We start from the raw sequence: 19209 nt of genomic DNA, 5'->3' as shown, positions 1-19209 counted from the left end.
ATGCCGCTTTTTTTATGCCTGCGCTTCAGCGGGGGGCACAACGCGCCTCACACAATCTTTACGCATAAAGGCATAGCGGTTTAGCTGCACCCGCAGCTAAAATGGCGCGATGACACGTGCCAGCGTTCCTGAGCACATTTAAACAGTCACTGACGCACATCAGAATCAGGGGTGTCAGTTCAGGATGAGTAAATGCAGTGAAATATTGCCTGAAGTTAATTGCGCTGTGCGCCGCCATTTTGCTGCTGACGGGCTGTGGCAGCATTATCAGCCGGACCGTACCCGGACAGGGGCACGGCAACCAGTATTATCCGGGCGTGCAGTGGGATGTGCGTGACGGGCCGTGGCGCGTGCTGACCATTCTCGATCTGCCGCTGTCGCTGGTGATGGACACGCTGCTACTGCCGGTTGACGCACAGCACGGCCCGTACGAGTAACTTACGCCCAGTTGTCTGACGGACTGTCGTCGTCTTCCCACTCTTCGGCCGCTGCCTCGCCTTCTTCCAGGTCGCGCGGCGGCTCCAGCTGAAATTCGCCTTCGTCCCATTCGTGCAGGGTATTTTCCGACTGCCACTCCTGGCGCAGCTCAATTTCATCGAAATTACCGTCGAACACCGCCTGCGCCGCTTCACCGCTGCAGATTGGCAGGCATTCGCCCTGGCCGTCTTCATCAGCGAAAAACTCCGCCTGCCACATAATGTCGCCATCCTGCATCACGTACTTCTGCAGCGCAAACTGGCTGACGCTGGCGTCATCCTGCTCCAGTTCAGGCTGGCTGGCGAGAAACTCTTCGCGTGCGGCTTCAATGGCTTCTTCTAAAGTACTATACAGGCTCATCTGCAACTCCTTGTCAGTGCAAAAAGGGATTTCACAGAAGAATAGACGAAAATTGGCGGCTGTCAGGGCGGGAGAGAACAATGACGGGGTGGATGGGTAAAAAGTCATCCACCCGCGCCGGTTACATCATTTTTTGCGGAAAGTGCAGAACCGGTCGTACCGACTCGCGTAACACGGGTGCAGAATAACGGATGCAGCATTTAATACAGGGTTTCACCTTTTTAAAATTAATTCGTGCGGTGGCCAAAGCCTGATTTAAATTATAGAGCGTACCGATGAACACCATATCCTCCTTAACCGGCAGACGTTTACACTCTTTCCGATGCAGCAGATGGTAACCCTCCTGATCGGTACTGATCGTCACGTAGTAGTAGATACCTTTATTCATATTATGTGTCCTGAATATATTTGCTGTGTGTAATCTTTTTATATTTTTAAACGCGCAGTTAACGAACTAACTGTCAGGGTCGAAACTAACTGGATTCAATCGGGCTAACCAATTCCATAAAGATATATTAAAGATGAATTTTTAATCAAAAGAGAATATGGCGGTGAACTTTCAGACAAATACTTGTTTAATCAGTAAAATTTATTAGATAAGTAAGTAAGAAGGCAAGCCTGAGTAAAATTAAATAGGAAAAGGCCTGGAAGTCGTCAAAATCAGATCCGCACCCGTCAAATTTTACGCGTATTGCTGTATAAACTCAGGCACTGAAAAGCAGCGGCGGGCGAGGGAGAACGCGTTAGCGTAGCAGCGAAAAACCGTTATTAATGCGCAAGATAGCAGCAGGCGGCGTAAAGGCTGCCGTTAACTTAAGTGTCAGCGAGTGGAAGACATAGCAGTTCAGGCTGGGCCTTTTTTAGCGCGCCACTGCGCCAATAATCACGTGAATTAAGGCAAATGTGCGGTAAATAACGCGGGGCATTGATAATACCCCGCAACCGATTAATAGCGTGAAGGCTGCCCTTCGGGCCGGGTTTTAAAGCGACGATGCAGCCACATATACTGCTCAGGCGCCAGCAGCACCGTCTCTTCCACCACTTTATTCATCACGATAGCGGTATCCAGTTCACTCTCCAGTGAGAATTTGTGGCGGATATCCGGCATCATTTTCAGTTCGTAGCCGCGGCCGTGCGGCAGGCGGCGTGCCAGAAACGGCACCACGCTCGGATTGGCCAGACGAATCAGCATATGCGTGCCGGTGGTGGTCGCGGCTTCCTGAACGGCAAAGAACGGGGCGAATACACTGCTGCGCGGGCCGTAGTCGTGATCAGGCGCATACCAGATGATGTCGTTGTTCTTCATGGCGCGGATCATGCCTTTCAGGTCTTTGCGATCCAGCATGCTTTTATTGGAACGCATGCGTCCCCAGGTTTGCAGCCAGTCCAGTAACTTGTTGTCGTTAGGGCGATACACACCAATGCCCGGGTTGTACATGCCAAACACGCGCGCACCCAGTTCCAGCGTCAGGAAGTGCATGCCAATCAGCAGGATGCCGCGCTTTTGTGCCAGCGCCTCGGTAACGTGCTCCAGGCCGCTGGTGCTGACCCATTTACGAATACGCCAGTCCGGCCAGAACCACGCCATGCCGGTCTCAATCAGCCCCATTCCCACCGATTCGAAATTGTGCTTCACCATGGCTTCACGTTCGCTGGTCGGCATATCGGGGAAGCACAGCGCCAGATTGCGTTGCGCGACCTGAACACGACGCTTCATAAAACGCATGGCAAGGCGTCCCAGCCCGCAGCCAGTCACGTACAGCAGCGGGTAGGGCAACAGCACCAGCACATAGAGGAAACCGATGCCCAGCCAGGTCAGCCAGTAGCGTGGATGAAGGAGTTCGCGGGTAAATTGCGGAAGTTGCGTCATGGAAATATCAATGTCCTGCGTCGTGTACCAGAGAGTCCGGTTTCTGTAATTGGCCGGGATTATGCCATTTTTTCTCTCTGACTGAAATCAACCATCCGTGCGTCAGCGCACGACGAACAGCATTTCTGCGCAGATATTAGCGAGCACAACGCAGAACCCCATCGATTGTGGCTGATGGCAGGAGAATTGCACCAGAGGCTTTGCATCACGCTCAATTCAGGTATCATATGCGCGCTAAATTTCTCTGATTGCTAACAGGTGTTCACCATGCCAGTGTTACACAACCTCGTTTCCAATAAAGAGCTGAAAGAACGTATGCTGGCCGAAACCGAGCCGCGTACCACAGTCTCTTTTTACAAATACTTCCAGATTGCCGATCCACAGGCATTCCGCGACCGTCTCTATGTTGCCTTAACCCAGCTGAAGGTGTTCGGCCGCGTCTACGTGGCGCAGGAAGGGATTAATGCGCAAATCAGCGTGCCGGCCAGTCGCTATGAGGCGATGAAGGCGATGCTCTATGCCTTTGACCCGGCGCTCGACAATCTGCGCATGAACATCGCGCTGGATGACGACGGCAAATCGTTCTGGGTGCTGCGCCTGAAAGTGCGCGATCGCATCGTGGCTGACGGTATTGAAGACGGTAGCTTCGACGCCAGTAACGTCGGTAACTATCTCAAAGCGGCCGAAGTCAACGCCATGCTCGACGATCCGGATGCGGTGTTTGTGGATATGCGTAACCACTACGAATACGAAGTGGGCCACTTCGACAACGCGCTGGAAGTGCCAGCCGATACGTTCCGCGATCAGCTGCCGATGGCGGTGGATATGCTGCAGGCGCAGAAAGACAAAAAAATCGTCATGTACTGTACCGGCGGCATCCGCTGTGAAAAAGCCAGTGCGTGGATGAAACACAACGGTTTTGATGATGTTTACCACATTGAAGGGGGCATCATTGAATATACCCGCCGCGCGCGCGAGCAGGGTTTACCGGTGCGCTTCAAAGGCAAAAACTTCGTGTTTGACGAGCGTATGGGCGAGCGTATCTCTGACGATATTCTCTCCAGCTGCCATCAGTGTGGTGCACCGTGCGACAGCCACACCAACTGCGTTAATGACGGCTGCCATCTTCTGTTTATCCAGTGCCCGAGCTGTGCAGAAAAGTATCAGAACTGCTGCAGCCCGCTGTGCATGGAAGAGTCGAAACTGGCGCCGGAAGAGCAGCGCGCGCGCCGCGCTGGCCGTGAAAATGGCAACAAAGTGTTCAATAAATCGCGCGGTTTACTCAACATGACCATGGCGATCCCCGCGCTGGACAAAAAGTAACGGCTTAACAGCCTGGCGCATTGCCCGCCAGGCTGTACTGCTGATTACTGACGCACACCTTCGACTGAAATGATCAGCTCGGCTTTTTGCGAGGCCGGACCGAGATCTTTGCTGATGTTGAACTCTTTCAGCACAATTTCGCCGCTGGCGGCAAAGCCGGCGCGATAACCGCCCCACGGATCCTTGCCTTCCCCAATCAGCTGCGCATCCAGCGTGATCGGCTTCGTTACGCCGTTGAGCGTCAGGTTGCCGGTGATCTTATAATCCGTACCCTGTTTTTTAACCTCAGTCGAGCTGAAGCTGGCCTGAGGGAATTTGCCGGTGTTGAGGAAATCTGCGCTGCGCAAATGCTTGTCGCGCTCGGCATGGTTGGTATCGAGGCTGTTGGTATTGATGGTCACATTGACCTTGTCCGCGGCGGGATTGGCTTCATCAAAGGTGAAGCTGCCATCAAAATCTTTAAAGCTGCCGTACAGCCAGCTGTAGCCAAGATGCTGAATGCGGAACTGGACAAACGCGTGCTGACCCTCTTTATCAAACTTATACTCAGCCGCGCTGGCACTCAGGCTGGTCGAAAAGAGGGCAGCGGCGCTGAGCGCCAGCAGGGTTTTCCTGATCAAATTACTTTTCCTTTTCAGAGGTTAAGGGGATGCGGTAACCGAGCATCCGTTTCAGCGTCATGTCGCGATCGACAAAATGGTGTTTCAGCGCGGCCAGGGCGTGCAGGGCAGACAACAGCACCAGAGCCCACGCCAGCCATAAATGGACCTCACCGGCGACATCGGCCTGCTCACCCGCGCCGGTAAACAGTGCCGGTACCTCAAACCAGCCAAACACTGAGACCGGCTTGCCGTCTGCGGTAGAGATCAGATAGCCGCTGATCAGCAACACCAGCAGCAGGCCATACAGCAGCCAGTGCACAGCATGGGCGGCACGGCGTACGTGCGGCGAGTAACTGGCGAGCGGTGACGGCGGTGGCGATATGACGCGCCAGCACAGGCGCAGCAGCAGAGCGGCAAACAGTAAGATGCCGATGCCTTTGTGAATCTCAGGGGCGCTGTGATACCAGCCGTCGTAGTAGCCAAGTCCGACCATCCATAAACCCAGCGCGAACATACCGTAAATCGTCAGCGCCATCAGCCAGTGCAACGCAATGGTTAACGCACCGTAATGCCGTGGAGAATTACGCCACATAGTTAAGCCGTTATCAGGAAATAAGTGGTAATGAGAATCTACAACCTGAAATAGAAAATCAATCGTCCTTACTTTTCTATAACTTTGAATTTACGGGTTCGATATATATGGCGAAAGGCTGGCGGTGTAATTCAATAATTCTGAATAGATAAGCAAATAGCAGTTTTAGTCCTGGCGGCAATGGGTATTGCTACACCAAATGCGCCATAAACGCGGACGTAAAGTAAATCTGTGTCAGGAAAGGTCAACAACTGCCAGTGCGCTCCGCACCGGCAGCAACAAAATCAGGCAAAACGCGAAAGTGAGAAGGGCGTGAGGTCAAAGGAGAACGGTTTATTCTGCGCAAATTCGCTGGCCAGTTCACCCAGCACGCTGGCGAATTTAAACCCGTGGCCGCTCAGGCCGGTGATGATCAGTCGGTCAGGCTCACCGGGCAGGGTATCGATAATAAAATCTTCATCCGGCGTGTTGTCATAGCTGCAGGCTTCACCATGCAGGCACACGCCTACGCCTGGCAGAAACTGGCGCAGGAAGCTAAAGGCTTCGTTACCGTCAGCGGCGATGCTGCCGAACGGTTTGCGGTCCGCTGGCGTCTGCATCGGCTGACCGCCATCGTGGCGTCCCACTTTCAGGGCATTATTGTCTGCCGGGAAGCCGTAGAAATGGCTGCCATCCGGCATCTCTACCGTAAAGCCGGGGAACTGGTTATTTTCGCTGTAGCGCCCATCGGCCTGATACCAGGCAAACACCTTGCGCACCGGCGTAACGGGCAGATTGTCCACCAGCTGACTGACCCAGGTGCCGGCGCTGATCAGCAGCTTGCGCGCGCGGAATATGCCATCGCTGGTGGTGACCTGCTGCAGATCGCCCTCGCGGCCAATTGCGCTGACCGGGCAGTTAAACAGCTGCGCGCAGCCGGCCTGTTCCGCCAGCTGCACCCAGCTGCGTACCGCCTGTTCGCATTTCAGGAAGCCAGAGTTGGGCTCAAACACGCCTACGTAGCCGTCCGGTACGCTAAGCTGCGGCCAGCGTTTACGCACCTCATCGGCTTGTAACACCTGCACCGCTAACTGCCAGCGGTTAGCGCTGTCGATCACGTTGTGAATGAAATCCGAGCTGGCTGGCGCCAGATTAAGAATGCCACTGCGGTGCATAATGCGTTCGCCGCTCTGGCGCTCCAGCTCGTCCCACAGCGTCTGGGCGCGCAGCACCAGCGGCACGTAGCGTTCACCTTCGCCGTAAGCGTGACGAATCAGACGGGTTTCGCCGTGATGCGTCCCCTGGCTGTGGGGCGGGTGCGCGCTGTCGATCATCAGCACCGACAGGCCCGCCTGGGTCGCATAGAAACCCGCGGCAGCTCCGACGGAACCACTTCCCACCACAATCAGATCATAAACCATGACGACATCACTCCTGCAAAACGGCGATTTTTTTCAATAGCATATCAAAAGAGTGCGCCCATGAAAAAGGCACCCTGTAGGGTGCCTTTTCACGCGATGGTGATGATTAGTGCTTGCGATTATCGCGTAGGTATTGCTCAGTGGACTCGATCTTTGCAATGCCAGCTTCGAGGATTGAGATAAACTGTCTGGCTACGTCAGTTGTCAGCCAGTATGTTGGGCCCACGTCAGCTTCTTCTTCTTTCTGGTCCTGCGATGATAGCGAGTGCAGGCGGATCATCATGGCGTCATAGCTGTCAACGGTGCTGATATCCCATCCCACCAGCGGATGGGTCTGGATGACGTCTTTACTTCTGTCCATTATAACCTCCTTATTACTCGTTAAACGAAGTGCTTTCGAGGTTCAATGCGTCTGTATCTTGCACTAGCGAGATAATTATAACATGGAATTAACAGTACAGTAGTTAAAAAGTGTGGTGGTTAAAAACACAGCAAAATAAAAGCAGCCAAAAGCCGGTTTTCAACGAATAAATAAACGCCATACGCAGCTGGGTATTTATTGTCGCAGCGCAACATGTCGTCATACCGATTATCGGCATCTCAGCATTAAAACTTTAACGGGCTGAACGCCAGGGTAAAAATCTGAAATTATCCCTGCGACTCGGCAGGCAGCTGCCCTTTGCGCCGGTGGATCTCGTCCGCCAGCCGGGCAAAATGCTGCTGTAACTGAGCGTCATGATTTTGGTTTTGCGCTTCGAGCGTCAGATTGTGAGCCAGCAGCTGACTGGCGCGATCGTCCAGACAGAAGGTCAGCGTAGCAAAGGCATTTTCCAGCACGGTCAAACGGCGTTGCTGTTCAGCAATGAAGGCCAGTAATTCCCCAAACGTCATCGCCTCTTCTGGTTTTTCAGTAGTCATGTGCAACACACCTCCTGTAAGCACGACGAGGCAAGAATAGGACATCGTTTAATCAGAGTCTAGCTGGCGCGGGTTTTTCTGGCGAGCGGGAAATAAAAACAAAAAAGCCGGGCGGCGGGCCCGGCAAAAACGGCACAGTGGCGGTTAATCGGTAATAAACCAGTCGTCAGCGCTTTCCCAGGTTTCCTGCAAAATATCGCTGATGCGGTCGCGTGATTCTTTACAGCCGCCAAACACGTTGAGCTGGTTACCACCGGCATAGCGCACTTTGACGTGATGATTGTCGTCGGGAAAATCGCGGGAGATACGGCGAGTGAGTTCAGCGCTCAGTGCATCCAGTGCACCGGCGGGAAGGGGCTGAGTCTTTGCTACGGTAATTTCAACACGCATAAACGCCTCCGGGATAATATACTGGTTATTTGTACAGTATAAAATTCCCGAAGGCAAGCGGCAGATAATTATTCTTTGATGCGCCAGTTAAGGGTTTCACCGGCGAGGAATGGAACCAGCGTATCGTCAGCGACCGTGATGCTCTCCTGCACCGTCCACGGCTCACGCACCAGCGTCAGGGTACCGTCGTTGAGCGGCAGGCCGTAGAACCTGGGGCCGTTCTCAGAGCAGAAGGCTTCAAAATGCTCCAGTGCGCCAAGCTCTTCAAACACGGTCAGATAAGCGGGCAGCGACGTCGGCGCATTAAATACGCCGGCACAGCCGCAGCTGGCTTCTTTCAGATGGCGCAGGTGCGGTGCCGTGTCAGTGCCCAGGAAGACACGCCGGTTGCCGCTTGCCACCAGGTTACGCAGCGCTTCCTGATGAATGTTGCGCTTCAGAATGGGCAGACAGTAGAGATGCGGGCGCACGCCGCCCACCAGCATGTGGTTGCGGTTGAACATCAGATGCTGTGGCGTAATGGTCGCGCCAAGCAGTTCGTTACCGGCGGCCACATACTCTGCAGCTTCCTTCGTGGTGATGTGTTCCATCACCACTTTCAGACCCGGGAACTGCTGGCGCAGCGGCTGCAGCACGGTTTCGATGAAACGCGCTTCACGATCAAAGATATCAATGTGCGCATCGGTGACTTCGCCGTGCACCAGCATCGGCATACCGATTTCCTGCATGCGCTCCAGCACGCTGGCAATTGAAGCAATGTTGGTGACGCCATGGCTGGAGTTGGTGGTGGCGTGTGCCGGATAGAGTTTAGCCGCCGTAAAAATCCCGCTGCGGAAGCCGCGTTCGATTTCGTCCGCATCAAGCGAATCGGTGAGGTAACAGGTCATCAGCGGCGTGAAGTGATGCCCAGCAGGCAGCGCCGCCATGATGCGTGCGCGATACGCTTCGGCAGCCGCAACGCTGGTAACCGGCGGAACCAGATTTGGCATGACAATCGCACGACCATTCACCGCGCTGGTATAGGGCAGCACTGCATTGAGCATCGCGCCATCGCGCAGGTGGATGTGCCAGTCGTCAGGGCGGCGAATCGTGATTTGCTGGGGTTGGGCTGTCATTCAAAAAGGCTCCGGCTGAGGTGAAAACGAAATGGCTCGTTTAGGCCGGGGACTAATCATAAGGGGGCGGGCAACCGTTTGCACGGGATTTTGCAGTGCGGGAGAGAAATAACCGCAGGCGCGGCAAATTGCGTAGCAGCGTGGCAGGCGCGGGCAGAATCATGTCGGCATCCTGCCACGCTATGCAGGGCCGCCACTGAGAACGGCCCCTTGCAACGTTAATCGGTAAACGGAATCACCAGCTGGCCAGGCTTCACTTCCAGCCCTTTAGCCAGTTTCTTCGCCAGCGCCTCACCTTTGCTGCGGTCGGCGCTCAGCACGTAGGCGGGTTTTTCATTGAAATAGCGCTTGAGGGATTCGTTCAGATACGGCGTAAGGGTTTTCATAATCGACGCCATCTTCTCAGGTTGCACCTGCGCGTCGACGATTTCGAGGTCCTGCAGATAGATGGCGCCCTGCTGCGCGTTATACACCGGTTGCGCTTTCATCTTCAGCTGCATTTCGGCCTGCTGCGGACCAAACAGCGAGCTGACGTTGATGTTGGCTTTACCAGACAGCGTCACTTTGCCGGGTTCTTCACGGCCAATCTGGCTGCTCAGGTCGGTCAGTACAATATGGGCATTCACCAGCCCGGACACGCCGATGTCTTTCTCATAGTTGTTGCGCTTTTGCAGCGCCTGATTCACTTCCTGCTCGCTGATGGTGTATTGCGTCAATTGGTTACAGCCGCTGAGCAGCACGGCAAAAAACAGGGCAAACAGCCCGGGAAACGCCTTCTTCATGATTTCTTCTTCCTGGTTGATACGGCCAAACAGCCTTAAGCCTGCCTGATTCAGGGCCAGGTGTCACCAGGAGAGAGATGAGAAACGCAGCCGCGCGCTTCTCATCACAGCGCCATCAGGCCGCAATCGACGACAGCAGATTCACCTGCGTCTGTTTTGCCATATTATCGCGGTAGTCGGCGACACGGCTCGGCCATTCGATACCGGAAACCAGCGTCAGCGAGCGCAGCAGCGGAAACAGATGAATGTCATCCTCAGACAACTCGCCGTTTACCGCATTGGGTTTAACAATCAATTTATCCAGCTGGCGCAAATCATCGCTGATATTTTTGATGAAACCCGGGGCATGCTTACGCAGTTCGGCAAAGTCACCGAGGCTGGCCTGTTTCTTTTCGCGGAAGTAATCACGCGCTTCGGGGGTGGCAAATTCAGCAAACGCGGCCTCGGCGATGCGCGGCAGCAGCAGCTTGTTGATGTAGCCATTGACCCGTCGCAGCCAGTCGGCGATGGCGGGATTTTGCTTGCCGGTCAGCAGCGGCTGGCGATCCTGATTATCGACAAAGCGCACGATATCCATGCTCTCCGGCATCGCACTGCCATCGGCTTTTTGCAGAATCGGCGCCATTTTCTGGCCAATCAGCTTTTTCGGCGTTGCTTCATCATCATTGAGCATCACAATCAGCTCAACCGGCAGGTTTTTCAGGCCAAATATCATGCGTGCTTTGACGCAGAAAGGGCAGTGATCGTAGATGTAAAGTTTCATCCCGTTTCTCCTGTGATTCTCAGGGTGACGGAGGTCACCCTTTTTCCGGACGTGCGGGAAGTATGGAAGAGAACGCCTGAACCGGCAAACTAGCTGCTGAAGATCGCCGGTGCCACCTGGCGCGGCTGGAACTGCCACCACAGCGCCAGCAGCGTGATCATGCCGACGGTGCTGAGCAGCATCCACGGCAGCTCCGGCAGGGCCAGCTGCTGGCCCATATCGAACATCCAGCCGCCACCGGAGTAACCAATCAGCCCGCCAATCGCCAGGCCGAGCCGGCTGAACCCCATGTAGCTGCCGCGTGCCCGGGCGCTGGCCAGGGACGCACTCAGGGTTTCACGCGCCGGTTCAGCGATGATCGATCCGAGATAGAAGACGGCGATCAGCAAAAACAGCGACGGCAGCGAATCGGTCATGCCAACCGGCAGCAGGCTGAAGGTCATCAGAAACAGTCCGGCCATCAGGCGTGTTTCCAGGCGGAAGCGCTTTTCACTCCAGCGCGCCAGCGGATAGAGCAGGCTGAGTGACAGCAGTGCTTCAATCGCGTACATCCACTTCACCGCCGCCGGTGCGCCCGCCACCTGATTGACCATGACCGGCAGCATCAGCATCACCTGCACGGCGAGAATGTAATAGCCGGTCAGGGTAAAGACATACAGGCGGAAACGGCGGTCGCGCCACACGCGCTGCATTCCCTCGCGCATGGCGATACGCTCCGTAGAGATGCGCCATGCTGGCAGCCACACGGCGTTAAAGATGGCGGCGACGACAAACACCGCCGCACCGACCCAGCACACCAGACGGAAATCCCACGCCAGCAGCCAGCTGCCAATCAGCGTGCCCAGCACCGCGCCGGCGCTGTCCTGCATCATCAGCAGCGAAAAGAAGCGTCCGCGCTCGCGTGCCCGCACCAGTTTCACCACCAGCGCGCTGCGTGGCGGATCGAACAGCGTGCCGCCCAGTCCGGACAGCAGGCAGGCCAGCCACAGCAGCCACGGCTGATGCGCCAGCGCCATACAGGCGAAACCGGCGGCACGCATCAGCATGCCGGTAACGATCAGCGGCCGCGCGCCAAAGCGGTCAGCAATCGCCCCACCGAAGATGCCAAGCCCCTGCTGCACCAGCTGACGCAGGCCGAGCGCAATGCCCACCAGCAGCGCGGCCCAGCCAAGCTGTTCCACAAAGTGAATGGAGATCAGGGGAAACACCACAAAGAATCCCATTACCACCAGCATGTTATCGACTAACAGAAACGTTTTTCCAAGGCGTCGTGCCCGCGCAACCCGTGACATGCTGAATCCTGAGCAAGTGAGAAGGAAAAGTGACCAGTTGGTCTATTTTCTGCCTGCTCCGGCGGGAAAAATAGCGTTTTCAGGATGATATTTTTTTATCCAGCCTGAAGAGAAATTAATCCTTAATCGGAATCAATTGCCATGAGCGATGCGCGGGGTTTTACCGCAGCCGGGGTGACGGTTATAGTGAGAAGTAACGCCGCTGGCGTACATCTTTCTTTCGTTATGGATTTCAGGAGTCATGATGTTTGGCTATCGCTCTGCTGGCCCGCGCGTGCGGCTTACCACCGATCGTCTGGTGGTGCGTTTAGTACATGAACGCGATGCCTGGCGTCTGGCGGATTACTACGCCGAAAACCGCGCCTTTCTTAAACCCTGGGAACCGGTGCGCGATGAGAGCCACTGTTATCCCTCTGGCTGGCAGGCGCGCCTGGGTTTAATTGCCGACATGCATAAACAGGGCTCCGCGTTCTATTTTGTGCTGATGGACCCGGAAGAGCATGAAGTGCGCGGCGTCGCCAACTTCAGCAATGTGCTGCGCGGATCGTTTCATGCCTGTTATCTCGGCTACTCGCTGGGAGAGAAGTGGCAGGGGCAGGGCATGATGTTTGAGGCGCTGCAGGCGGCGATTCGCTATATGCAGCGCCAGCAGCGCATTCATCGCATCATGGCCAACTATATGCCGCACAATCAGCGCAGCGGTGATTTGCTGGCGCGCCTCGGCTTTGAAAAAGAGGGCTACGCCAAAGACTATTTACTGATTGATGGTCGCTGGCAGGATCATGTGCTGACGGCGCTTACCTGGCGCGAATGGAACCCGGATCGTCGCGGACAATAATAAAAGGAACACGTAATGAAGATGGCTCTCTCCGCGCAGGCATTGCGCGTGATCGGCTGCCTGCTGGAGAAGCAGGTCACCACGCCGGATCAATATCCGTTATCCCTCAATGGCGTGGTCACCGCCTGTAATCAGAAATCTAACCGTGAGCCGGTAATGAACCTGAGCGAAAGCGAGGTGCAGGCTCAGCTCGATGAGCTGGTGAAAAAGCATCTGGTCACCGCTAACAGCGGTTTCGGTCAGCGTGTCAGCAAATATGAACAGCGTTTCTGCAACTCGGCGTTTGGCAATCTGCAGCTGAATGCCGCCGAAGTGGCGGTGCTGACGCTACTGTTCCTGCGCGGCGCGCAGACGCCGGGCGAACTGCGTACCCGCAGTGGTCGTCTGCATGAGTTTCAGGACATGGCCGAGGTGGAACGCACGCTGGAGGGGCTGACGACGCGCGACGAAGGCCCCATGGTGGTGCGTCTGGCGCGCGAGCCGGGCAAGCGTGAAAGCCGCTATATGCACCTGTTTGGCGGCGAGGTGGTGGACGAACTACCTGCCAGCCACACCGCGTCGCCTGAGTCTGACGATCTGGCCGCGCGCGTTGCTCAGCTGGAAGCGCAGGTGGCGCGCCTTGATGCTCAGCTGCAGCAACTGCTGCAGCGGGAGGCGTGAAATGACGCTGCGTATTGGTGTGGTGGGGCTTGGCGGTATCGCGCAGAAAGCCTGGCTGCCGGTGCTGGCGCAGGCCAGCGGCTGGCAGCTGGTCGGCGCGTTCTCGCCCAGCCAGGCGCGGGCGCAGCCGATCTGCGACAGTTACCGTATTCCTTATTTTAGTCAGCTGGATGCGCTGGCGGCGGCCAGCGATGCGGTGTTTGTGCACAGCAGCACTGCCAGCCATTTTGAGGTGGTGCAGGCGCTGCTGCTGGCCGGTAAAGATGTTTGTGTCGATAAGCCGCTGGCCGAAACGCTGCAGCAGGCCGAGACGCTGGTGGCGCTGGCGGAAAAGCGCAAACGCAAACTGATGGTGGCCTTCAACCGGCGCTTTGCACCGCGCTACCAGCAGCTGAAAGCGCAGCTGCCGGGCGCGTCCTCGCTGCGCATTGAGAAACACCGGGCAGACAGCGTCGGCCCGCACGACCTGCGCTTTACCCTGCTGGATGATTATCTGCACGTGGTCGATACCGCGCTGTGGCTGGCCGGCGGCAAGCTCAGGCTGGAGCTCGGCCATATCGACACCCATGATGACGGCGCAATGCTCTACGGTGAGCACCATTTCTCGGCCGGATCGCTGCAAATTACCACCAGTATGCATCGCCGCGCGGGCACGCAGCGTGAAGTGGTCAGCGCCATCTGCGACGGGCGTTACATCGAAATTAATGAGATGCGCGACTGGCGTGAAGAGACGCTTAGCGGCCTGCGCAGTGATGCCCCGCCGGCGTGGCAAAGTCATCTGACCCAGCGTGGCTTCAGCGGTGCGGCACACCATTTTATCCAGTGCGTGGAAAATCAGACGATGCCTGAAACCAGCGGTGAACAGGCGCTGGCGGCGCAGCGTCTGGTGGAAAAACTGTGGCGCGACGCCGTACAGGAATAATCCCTTGTAACACTCAATGCTGGTCATTTCCCACCGCAGCAGTAGACTATCGCCGGACATCGCAGGATGTCCGCGCTAAGTTGCTCATTTATCCGACACTTTTCAGGATGCGCCACTCATTATGAATTTGCTGAAATCGCTGGCTGCGGTCAGTTCGATGACCCTGTTTTCCCGCGTGCTGGGCTTTGCCCGCGACGCCATTGTGGCGCGCGTTTTCGGGGCTGGCATGGCCACCGATGCCTTTTTCGTGGCGTTCAAACTGCCCAATCTGCTGCGCCGTATTTTCGCCGAAGGCGCCTTTTCACAGGCCTTCGTGCCAATTCTTGCCGAATATAAAAGCAAGCAGGGCGAAGACGCCACGCGGGTGTTTGTTGCCTATGTATCAGGCCTGCTGACGCTGGTGCTGGCGGTGGTGACGGTGCTGGGTATGGTCGCTGCGCCCTGGGTGATTGTGGTGACGGCGCCGGGTTTTGCCGATACCGCCGACAAGTTCGCCTTAACCAGTTCGCTGTTGCGCGTCACCTTTCCTTATATTCTGCTGATCTCGCTGGCGTCGCTGGCCGGGGCGATTCTCAACACCTGGAACCGCTTCTCCGTCCCGGCGTTCGCGCCCACGCTGCTGAATATCAGCATGATTGGCTTTGCGCTGTTTGCCGCACCGCACTTCCATCCGCCGGTGATGGCGCTGGCGTGGGCAGTGGTGGTGGGCGGGCTGCTGCAGCTGTTTTATCAACTGCCGCACCTGAAAAAGATTGGCATGCTGGTACTGCCGCGCGTCAACCTGCGCGATGCCGGCGTGTGGCGGGTGATGCGCCAGATGGGCCCGGCGATTCTCGGCGTATCGGTGAGCCAGATCTCGCTGATCATCAATACCATTTTCGCCTCGTTTCTGGTCTCCGGCTCGGTGTCGTGGATGTACTACGCCGATCGTCTGATGGAGTTTCCCTCTGGCGTGCTGGGCGTGGCGCTCGGCACCATCCTGCTGCCGTCGCTGGCGAAGAGTTTTGCCAGCGGCAACCACGATGAATATTCCCGTCTGATGGACTGGGGCCTGCGTCTGTGCTTCCTGCTGGCGCTGCCAAGCGCGGTTGCGCTGGGCATTCTTTCCGGTCCGCTCACCGTGGCGCTGTTCCAGTACGGCAAATTTACCGCTTTTGATGCGGCGATGACCCAGCGCGCGCTGATTGCCTATTCGGTTGGGCTGATGGGGCTGATCGTGGTGAAAGTGCTGGCGCCGGGCTTCTATTCGCGGCAGGACATCAAAACGCCGGTAAAGATTGCTATCGCCACCTTGATCATGACCCAGCTGATGAACCTGGCGTTTATTGGCCCGCTGAAGCACGCCGGTCTGTCGCTGTCGATTGGTCTGGCGGCCTGCCTGAATGCGGCGCTGCTCTACTGGCAGCTGCGCAAACAGCAAATCTTTCAGCCGCAGCCGGGCTGGCACGGTTTCCTGCTGCGTCTGCTGGTCGCCGTGGCGGTGATGGCTGCTGCGCTGCTGGGCATTCTGCAGGTGATGCCGGCGTGGGAAGAGGGGCAGATGTGGTGGCGGCTACTGCGGCTGGCGGCGGTGTGCGCCATTGGCGGCGGCGCTTACTTCGTGATGCTCGGTTTACTGGGTTTCCGCCCGCGCGATTTTGCCCGCCGCACGGCGGTGTGAGCGCACAATAAAAAAGGGTCGCCCGGCGTGGCCGACCCTGATTCAGCGGACCCGCAGCACGGCTGCGTTTAGCCTTTGCGGCTCAGCGTGGCCTGCCCTAAACCACGACCGTCCGGACCGTAGAACGACTGGGTCTGATGCGGTTTCAGCACCGACAGCGCCTGTTCAGTAAAGGTCATCTGATGCTGCAACAGCATGCCATTGTGCTGATTGGCGTCGCGCAGACGCTGGGTATGTTGCTGAATGCTGTGCCAGCGGCGTGCAATATCACTGTGACCACGATAAGGCGCTTTGGTACCCAGCGACAGCTCGGTTTTGCGGCGCATCTCGTCCAGATAATTCAACGTCGTCAGCAGCGCGCTTTTATCTTCTGTAATGCGCTGCAGCAGGTTGCCATTAATCCGTCCGGCAGAAAGTTGCTGCTGCTCTTCATCCATCACGACGTTAAGCGAACTCAGCACATCCTGCATTTTATCTAAGGTGGTCAGCAGATTATCCATCGGGACTATTTACCCTCTAAAAACGCCCTGGTATCGGCGATCAGCGCATCGGCGATCTTACCGGTATCCATTTTCAGTTCACCATTACGAATGGCGGTCTTCAGCTGCTCTACGCGCGCTGTGTTAATATCTTTGCTGCCCGGCTGCATCAGCTGCGCCTGAGCGGGACTCAGCGTCACTTCTGCACCATTCTGGCTGGTGCTGGCGGCCGGTGCGCTGTTCTGACGCACTTTTGCCTGGTTGTCGCTGCTGTCACGGGTTTGTACAGTGCTCACCGGTTTTAAAGGCTGCGTTCTGTCGATACTCATGGTGTGGCTCCTGTTAGGGTCAGTTGGGGATCAGCCAACTGAGTCAGCATAGGGTAATATCATTGTTGATATCTCTATCGGCAGAACAACAGCGTTCTTTAACGCTTTATAGCGATATCAGAATATTCCCATCCTCGCTGACACGACCGCTTACCACCTGGCCATTGCTCATGCGCACGCGCACCGTCTGCGCCGCGCTGGCGTTGTTTAACGCACGACCTTCACTGCTGGCATTAAAGCCGTTGCCGCTGGCAATTACCATCACATTCTGACCGGCTTTCACCCGCCACGGCTGGCGCAGCATGGTGGCCGTCACCGGCTGGCCTGGCGCAATGTCACGCAGGGCAATGGCGTCCGCCAGATTGCTGCTGCTGAGCAGCGCGCGCGCCGGCAGCGTATCCAGCCGGCCACTCTCCAGGCGGAAATCACTGGCGCTGACGTTGCTGCCGCGCGCCAGCTGACGATTGGCCACCAGATACTCGCCGGTGACCTGCACCTGCACCTGCAGATAGCGACGATTCTGGCCGCAGCTGGCGGCAATGCTCAGATTGCCCCACTGGCGACTGTTACCCGGCAGCAGCAGCTGCGGTGTGTCGCAGGCGGGCCACTGCGTCTGCGGCGTGCGGACCACCACCGTCATACCGGCGGCGTGCTGCGGATCGCGCGCCTGAAAGAACTGAGTCAGCTGCGCGCTGAGATCGGCGGCATAGCCGGGCGTCGCGAAGGCCAGCCACAGCAGGGCCAGCAGGGAAGAAGTTGTACGCATCAACGCCTCCTGTCGAAAAGATGGCACTGAGTCTACTCCGCGCACCAAAAATTCAAGGTGAAAAATAGCCACGATTTTTGCTGCTATTCAGACGATAGCCCTTGCTTTTGTCCCATTAAGCTGTCAGCTCGAAATTCTCATTCGCGGAGGAAGCATGCTCGACAAACTCGATGCCGCGCTGCGATTTGGTACAGAAGCATTAAACCTGCGGGCGCAGCGCCAGGAGATTCTGGCGTCTAACATTGCCAACGCCGATACCCCGGGCTACCAGGCGCGGGATATCGACTTTGCCAGCCAGCTGAGCAAGGTGATGCAGAACGGCCGTGCCGAAGGCAGCAGCCTGGCGCTCAATGTCACGTCATCACGTCACATTGAAGCGCAGACCAACTCACAGCCCGCACTGGATCTGCTGTACCGCATTCCCGATCAGCCTGCCGCGGATGGTAACACCGTGGATATGGATCGCGAGCGTACGCAGTTTGCGGATAACAGCCTGAAATACCAAACCGATCTCACCCTCATCAGTAGCCAGATCAAAGGCATGATGAGCGTTCTGCAGGGGCAATAATCATGGCATTGCTGAATATCTTTGATATCGCCGGTTCTGCGATGACCGCACAGTCACAGCGGCTCAACGTCAGCGCCAGTAACCTGGCCAACGCCGACAGCGTCACCGGGCCGGACGGCCAGCCGTACGTGGCGAAGCAGGTGATTTTCCAGACCGATGCCGCTCAGGGCGCGGCCACCGGCGGCGTCAAAGTAGCCGGTGTCGTGAACGACCCGACGCCCGCCAAACTGGTGTATGACCCGGGTAATCCGCTGGCTGACCAGAAAGGCTACGTCAAAATGCCTAACGTCGACGTGGTCGCCGAAACCGTTAACACCATGTCCGCGTCGCGCAGCTATCAGGCCAACGTCGAAGTGCTGAACACGGTGAAGTCAATGATGATGAAAACCCTCACCATGGGTCAGTAACGGAGACGCATTATGAGCCTTGCAGTAGGGATTAAAGACAACCTCGACCCCACGGTCCTCAGCTCCAGCAGCAGCACCGGCAGCGGCAACAGCGCGCAGGATCTGCAAAACCAGTTCCTGAACATGCTGGTGACGCAGCTAAAAAATCAGGACCCGACTAACCCGATGGACAACAGTCAGCTGACAACCCAGCTGACGCAGATCAACACCCTGAGCGGCATTGAAAAACTCAATACCACGCTGGGATCGATCTCCGGTCAGATCAGCACCAGCCAGTCGCTGCAGAGCTCAACGCTGATCGGCCATGGCGTGATGGTGAAGGGCAGCCAGGTGCTGGTCGGCAGCGGCACCAGCACGCCGTTTGGCGTGGAGCTGGGCACCGCGTCGACCGCCACCAGCGTCACCATCAAAGATGGCAACGGCAGCGTAGTGCGCTCCATCGATCTCGGCGGTCTCAGCGCCGGCGTTCACACCTTCTCGTGGGACGGCAAGATGGACGATGGCAGCGCCGCACCGGACGGCAAATATACGGTTTCACTCGCCGCCAGCAATGGCAGCACCCAACTGGTGGCACAGCCGCTGAACTACGCCTATGTCAACGGCGTCAGCACCGTGAATAACACCGCAAAACTGGATCTCGGCACCATGGGCTCCGCGACCCTCGATGAAATTCGTCAGATTCTCTGACTAACCTCT

The 19209-nt window shown here is 56.7% G+C and carries 25 protein-coding genes; 9 read left to right on the top strand and 16 right to left on the bottom strand.

Annotated elements, in window-relative coordinates:
• Positions 1-197: 197 nt before the first annotated feature.
• Positions 198-437, top strand: coding sequence for a YceK/YidQ family lipoprotein (locus FT726_RS04375; RefSeq protein ID WP_021506444.1), 240 nt, complete (start codon positions 198-200; stop codon positions 435-437).
• A 1-nt stretch (position 438) separates the two neighbouring features.
• Here FT726_RS04375 and FT726_RS04370 read toward each other — a convergent pair whose 3' ends face one another.
• The 3 genes from FT726_RS04370 to FT726_RS04360 all read right to left on the bottom strand — a co-directional run bounded on the left by FT726_RS04370 (position 439) and on the right by FT726_RS04360 (position 2707).
• On the bottom strand, positions 439-837 hold the full coding sequence (locus tag FT726_RS04370) for a MysB family protein (protein ID WP_021506443.1): 399 nt from the start codon (positions 835-837) through the stop codon (positions 439-441).
• 121 nt (positions 838-958) lie between these two features.
• Positions 959-1225, bottom strand: coding sequence for a hypothetical protein (locus tag FT726_RS04365; RefSeq protein ID WP_021506442.1), 267 nt, complete (start codon positions 1223-1225; stop codon positions 959-961).
• Positions 1226-1783: 558 nt separating this feature from the next.
• Positions 1784-2707 carry a Kdo(2)-lipid IV(A) acyltransferase gene (locus FT726_RS04360; RefSeq protein ID WP_021506441.1) on the bottom strand — a complete coding sequence of 308 codons (924 nt, stop codon included), beginning with the start codon at positions 2705-2707 and terminating at the stop codon, positions 1784-1786.
• Between the two features lie 267 nt (positions 2708-2974).
• Here FT726_RS04360 and FT726_RS04355 point away from each other — a divergent pair, with 267 nt between their 5' ends.
• The gene (locus tag FT726_RS04355; RefSeq protein ID WP_288422659.1) at positions 2975-4030 is read left to right on the top strand and encodes a rhodanese-related sulfurtransferase; all 1056 of its coding nucleotides are present in this window, start codon (positions 2975-2977) and stop codon (positions 4028-4030) included.
• A 44-nt stretch (positions 4031-4074) separates the two neighbouring features.
• On the opposite strand, the gene FT726_RS04350 is transcribed toward FT726_RS04355, so the two are convergent.
• The 10 genes from FT726_RS04350 to mdtH form a co-directional block, all read right to left on the bottom strand.
• Positions 4075-4647, bottom strand: a complete 573-nt coding sequence (locus FT726_RS04350; RefSeq protein WP_346302435.1) for a YceI family protein — start codon at positions 4645-4647, stop codon at positions 4075-4077.
• A gap of 4 nt (positions 4648-4651) precedes the next feature.
• Positions 4652-5224, bottom strand: a complete 573-nt coding sequence (locus tag FT726_RS04345; RefSeq protein WP_059010460.1) for a cytochrome b — start codon at positions 5222-5224, stop codon at positions 4652-4654.
• Positions 5225-5508: 284 nt separating this feature from the next.
• A complete protein-coding gene (gene solA / locus FT726_RS04340; RefSeq protein ID WP_127833912.1) occupies positions 5509-6624 on the bottom strand; it encodes an N-methyl-L-tryptophan oxidase in 1116 nt (371 codons plus the stop codon).
• Between the two features lie 106 nt (positions 6625-6730).
• Entirely contained in the window at positions 6731-6985 is a 255-nt protein-coding gene (gene bssS / locus FT726_RS04335) for a biofilm formation regulator BssS (protein WP_021506436.1), read from the bottom strand.
• Positions 6986-7272: 287 nt separating this feature from the next.
• Positions 7273-7542, bottom strand: coding sequence for a hypothetical protein (locus FT726_RS04330; RefSeq protein WP_010617279.1), 270 nt, complete (start codon positions 7540-7542; stop codon positions 7273-7275).
• 144 nt (positions 7543-7686) lie between these two features.
• Positions 7687-7932, bottom strand: a complete 246-nt coding sequence (dinI, locus tag FT726_RS04325) for a DNA damage-inducible protein I (RefSeq protein WP_282995815.1) — start codon at positions 7930-7932, stop codon at positions 7687-7689.
• 68 nt (positions 7933-8000) lie between these two features.
• Positions 8001-9047 (bottom strand): dihydroorotase, encoded by a 1047-nt coding sequence (pyrC, locus tag FT726_RS04320; RefSeq protein WP_058759457.1) that lies wholly within the window; start codon positions 9045-9047, stop codon positions 8001-8003.
• A 218-nt stretch (positions 9048-9265) separates the two neighbouring features.
• Positions 9266-9829 (bottom strand): lipoprotein, encoded by a 564-nt coding sequence (locus FT726_RS04315; RefSeq protein WP_021506433.1) that lies wholly within the window; start codon positions 9827-9829, stop codon positions 9266-9268.
• A gap of 115 nt (positions 9830-9944) precedes the next feature.
• Complete coding sequence (gene grxB, locus FT726_RS04310; RefSeq protein ID WP_021506432.1) at positions 9945-10592, bottom strand: glutaredoxin 2; 648 nt, start codon at positions 10590-10592, stop codon at positions 9945-9947.
• An 89-nt stretch (positions 10593-10681) separates the two neighbouring features.
• Positions 10682-11884, bottom strand: a complete 1203-nt coding sequence (mdtH, locus tag FT726_RS04305; RefSeq protein WP_346302423.1) for a multidrug efflux MFS transporter MdtH — start codon at positions 11882-11884, stop codon at positions 10682-10684.
• A gap of 244 nt (positions 11885-12128) precedes the next feature.
• On the opposite strand from mdtH, the gene rimJ reads away from it, so the two are divergent.
• The 4 genes from rimJ (at position 12129) to murJ (ending at position 15964) form a co-directional block, all read left to right on the top strand.
• The gene (gene rimJ / locus FT726_RS04300; protein ID WP_021506430.1) at positions 12129-12722 is read left to right on the top strand and encodes a ribosomal protein S5-alanine N-acetyltransferase; all 594 of its coding nucleotides are present in this window, start codon (positions 12129-12131) and stop codon (positions 12720-12722) included.
• 15 nt (positions 12723-12737) lie between these two features.
• A complete protein-coding gene (locus tag FT726_RS04295; protein ID WP_288422655.1) occupies positions 12738-13382 on the top strand; it encodes a DUF480 domain-containing protein in 645 nt (214 codons plus the stop codon).
• Between the two features lies 1 nt (position 13383).
• The gene (locus FT726_RS04290; RefSeq protein ID WP_215800211.1) at positions 13384-14304 is read left to right on the top strand and encodes a Gfo/Idh/MocA family protein; all 921 of its coding nucleotides are present in this window, start codon (positions 13384-13386) and stop codon (positions 14302-14304) included.
• A 121-nt stretch (positions 14305-14425) separates the two neighbouring features.
• Positions 14426-15964: a murein biosynthesis integral membrane protein MurJ gene (murJ, locus tag FT726_RS04285; RefSeq protein WP_058759461.1), complete on the top strand. Its 1539-nt coding sequence runs from the start codon at positions 14426-14428 to the stop codon at positions 15962-15964.
• A gap of 68 nt (positions 15965-16032) precedes the next feature.
• Here murJ and flgN read toward each other — a convergent pair whose 3' ends face one another.
• From flgN to flgA, 3 genes are all read right to left on the bottom strand, one after another.
• Positions 16033-16464 (bottom strand): flagellar export chaperone FlgN, encoded by a 432-nt coding sequence (flgN, locus tag FT726_RS04280; RefSeq protein ID WP_021506426.1) that lies wholly within the window; start codon positions 16462-16464, stop codon positions 16033-16035.
• Positions 16465-16469: 5 nt separating this feature from the next.
• Positions 16470-16772, bottom strand: a complete 303-nt coding sequence (gene flgM, locus FT726_RS04275; RefSeq protein ID WP_058775421.1) for a flagellar biosynthesis anti-sigma factor FlgM — start codon at positions 16770-16772, stop codon at positions 16470-16472.
• A 106-nt stretch (positions 16773-16878) separates the two neighbouring features.
• Positions 16879-17538, bottom strand: a complete 660-nt coding sequence (gene flgA / locus FT726_RS04270) for a flagellar basal body P-ring formation chaperone FlgA (RefSeq protein ID WP_021506424.1) — start codon at positions 17536-17538, stop codon at positions 16879-16881.
• Positions 17539-17692: 154 nt separating this feature from the next.
• Here flgA and flgB point away from each other — a divergent pair, with 154 nt between their 5' ends.
• Genes flgB through flgD form a run of 3 tightly spaced genes read left to right on the top strand, consistent with a single transcriptional unit; the run spans position 17693 to position 19200 of the window.
• Positions 17693-18106 carry a flagellar basal body rod protein FlgB gene (gene flgB, locus FT726_RS04265; protein WP_021506423.1) on the top strand — a complete coding sequence of 138 codons (414 nt, stop codon included), beginning with the start codon at positions 17693-17695 and terminating at the stop codon, positions 18104-18106.
• Between the two features lie 2 nt (positions 18107-18108).
• Complete coding sequence (flgC, locus tag FT726_RS04260) at positions 18109-18513, top strand: flagellar basal body rod protein FlgC (protein WP_021506422.1); 405 nt, start codon at positions 18109-18111, stop codon at positions 18511-18513.
• 12 nt (positions 18514-18525) lie between these two features.
• Positions 18526-19200: a flagellar hook assembly protein FlgD gene (gene flgD, locus FT726_RS04255; protein ID WP_021506421.1), complete on the top strand. Its 675-nt coding sequence runs from the start codon at positions 18526-18528 to the stop codon at positions 19198-19200.
• Positions 19201-19209 lie beyond the last annotated feature (9 nt).

The sequence above is a fragment of the Pantoea sp. Morm genome, from assembly GCF_016643525.1.
Lineage (GTDB): Bacteria > Pseudomonadota > Gammaproteobacteria > Enterobacterales > Enterobacteriaceae > Pantoea > Pantoea dispersa.
This window is presented reverse-complemented; position numbering and strand designations above follow the sequence as displayed.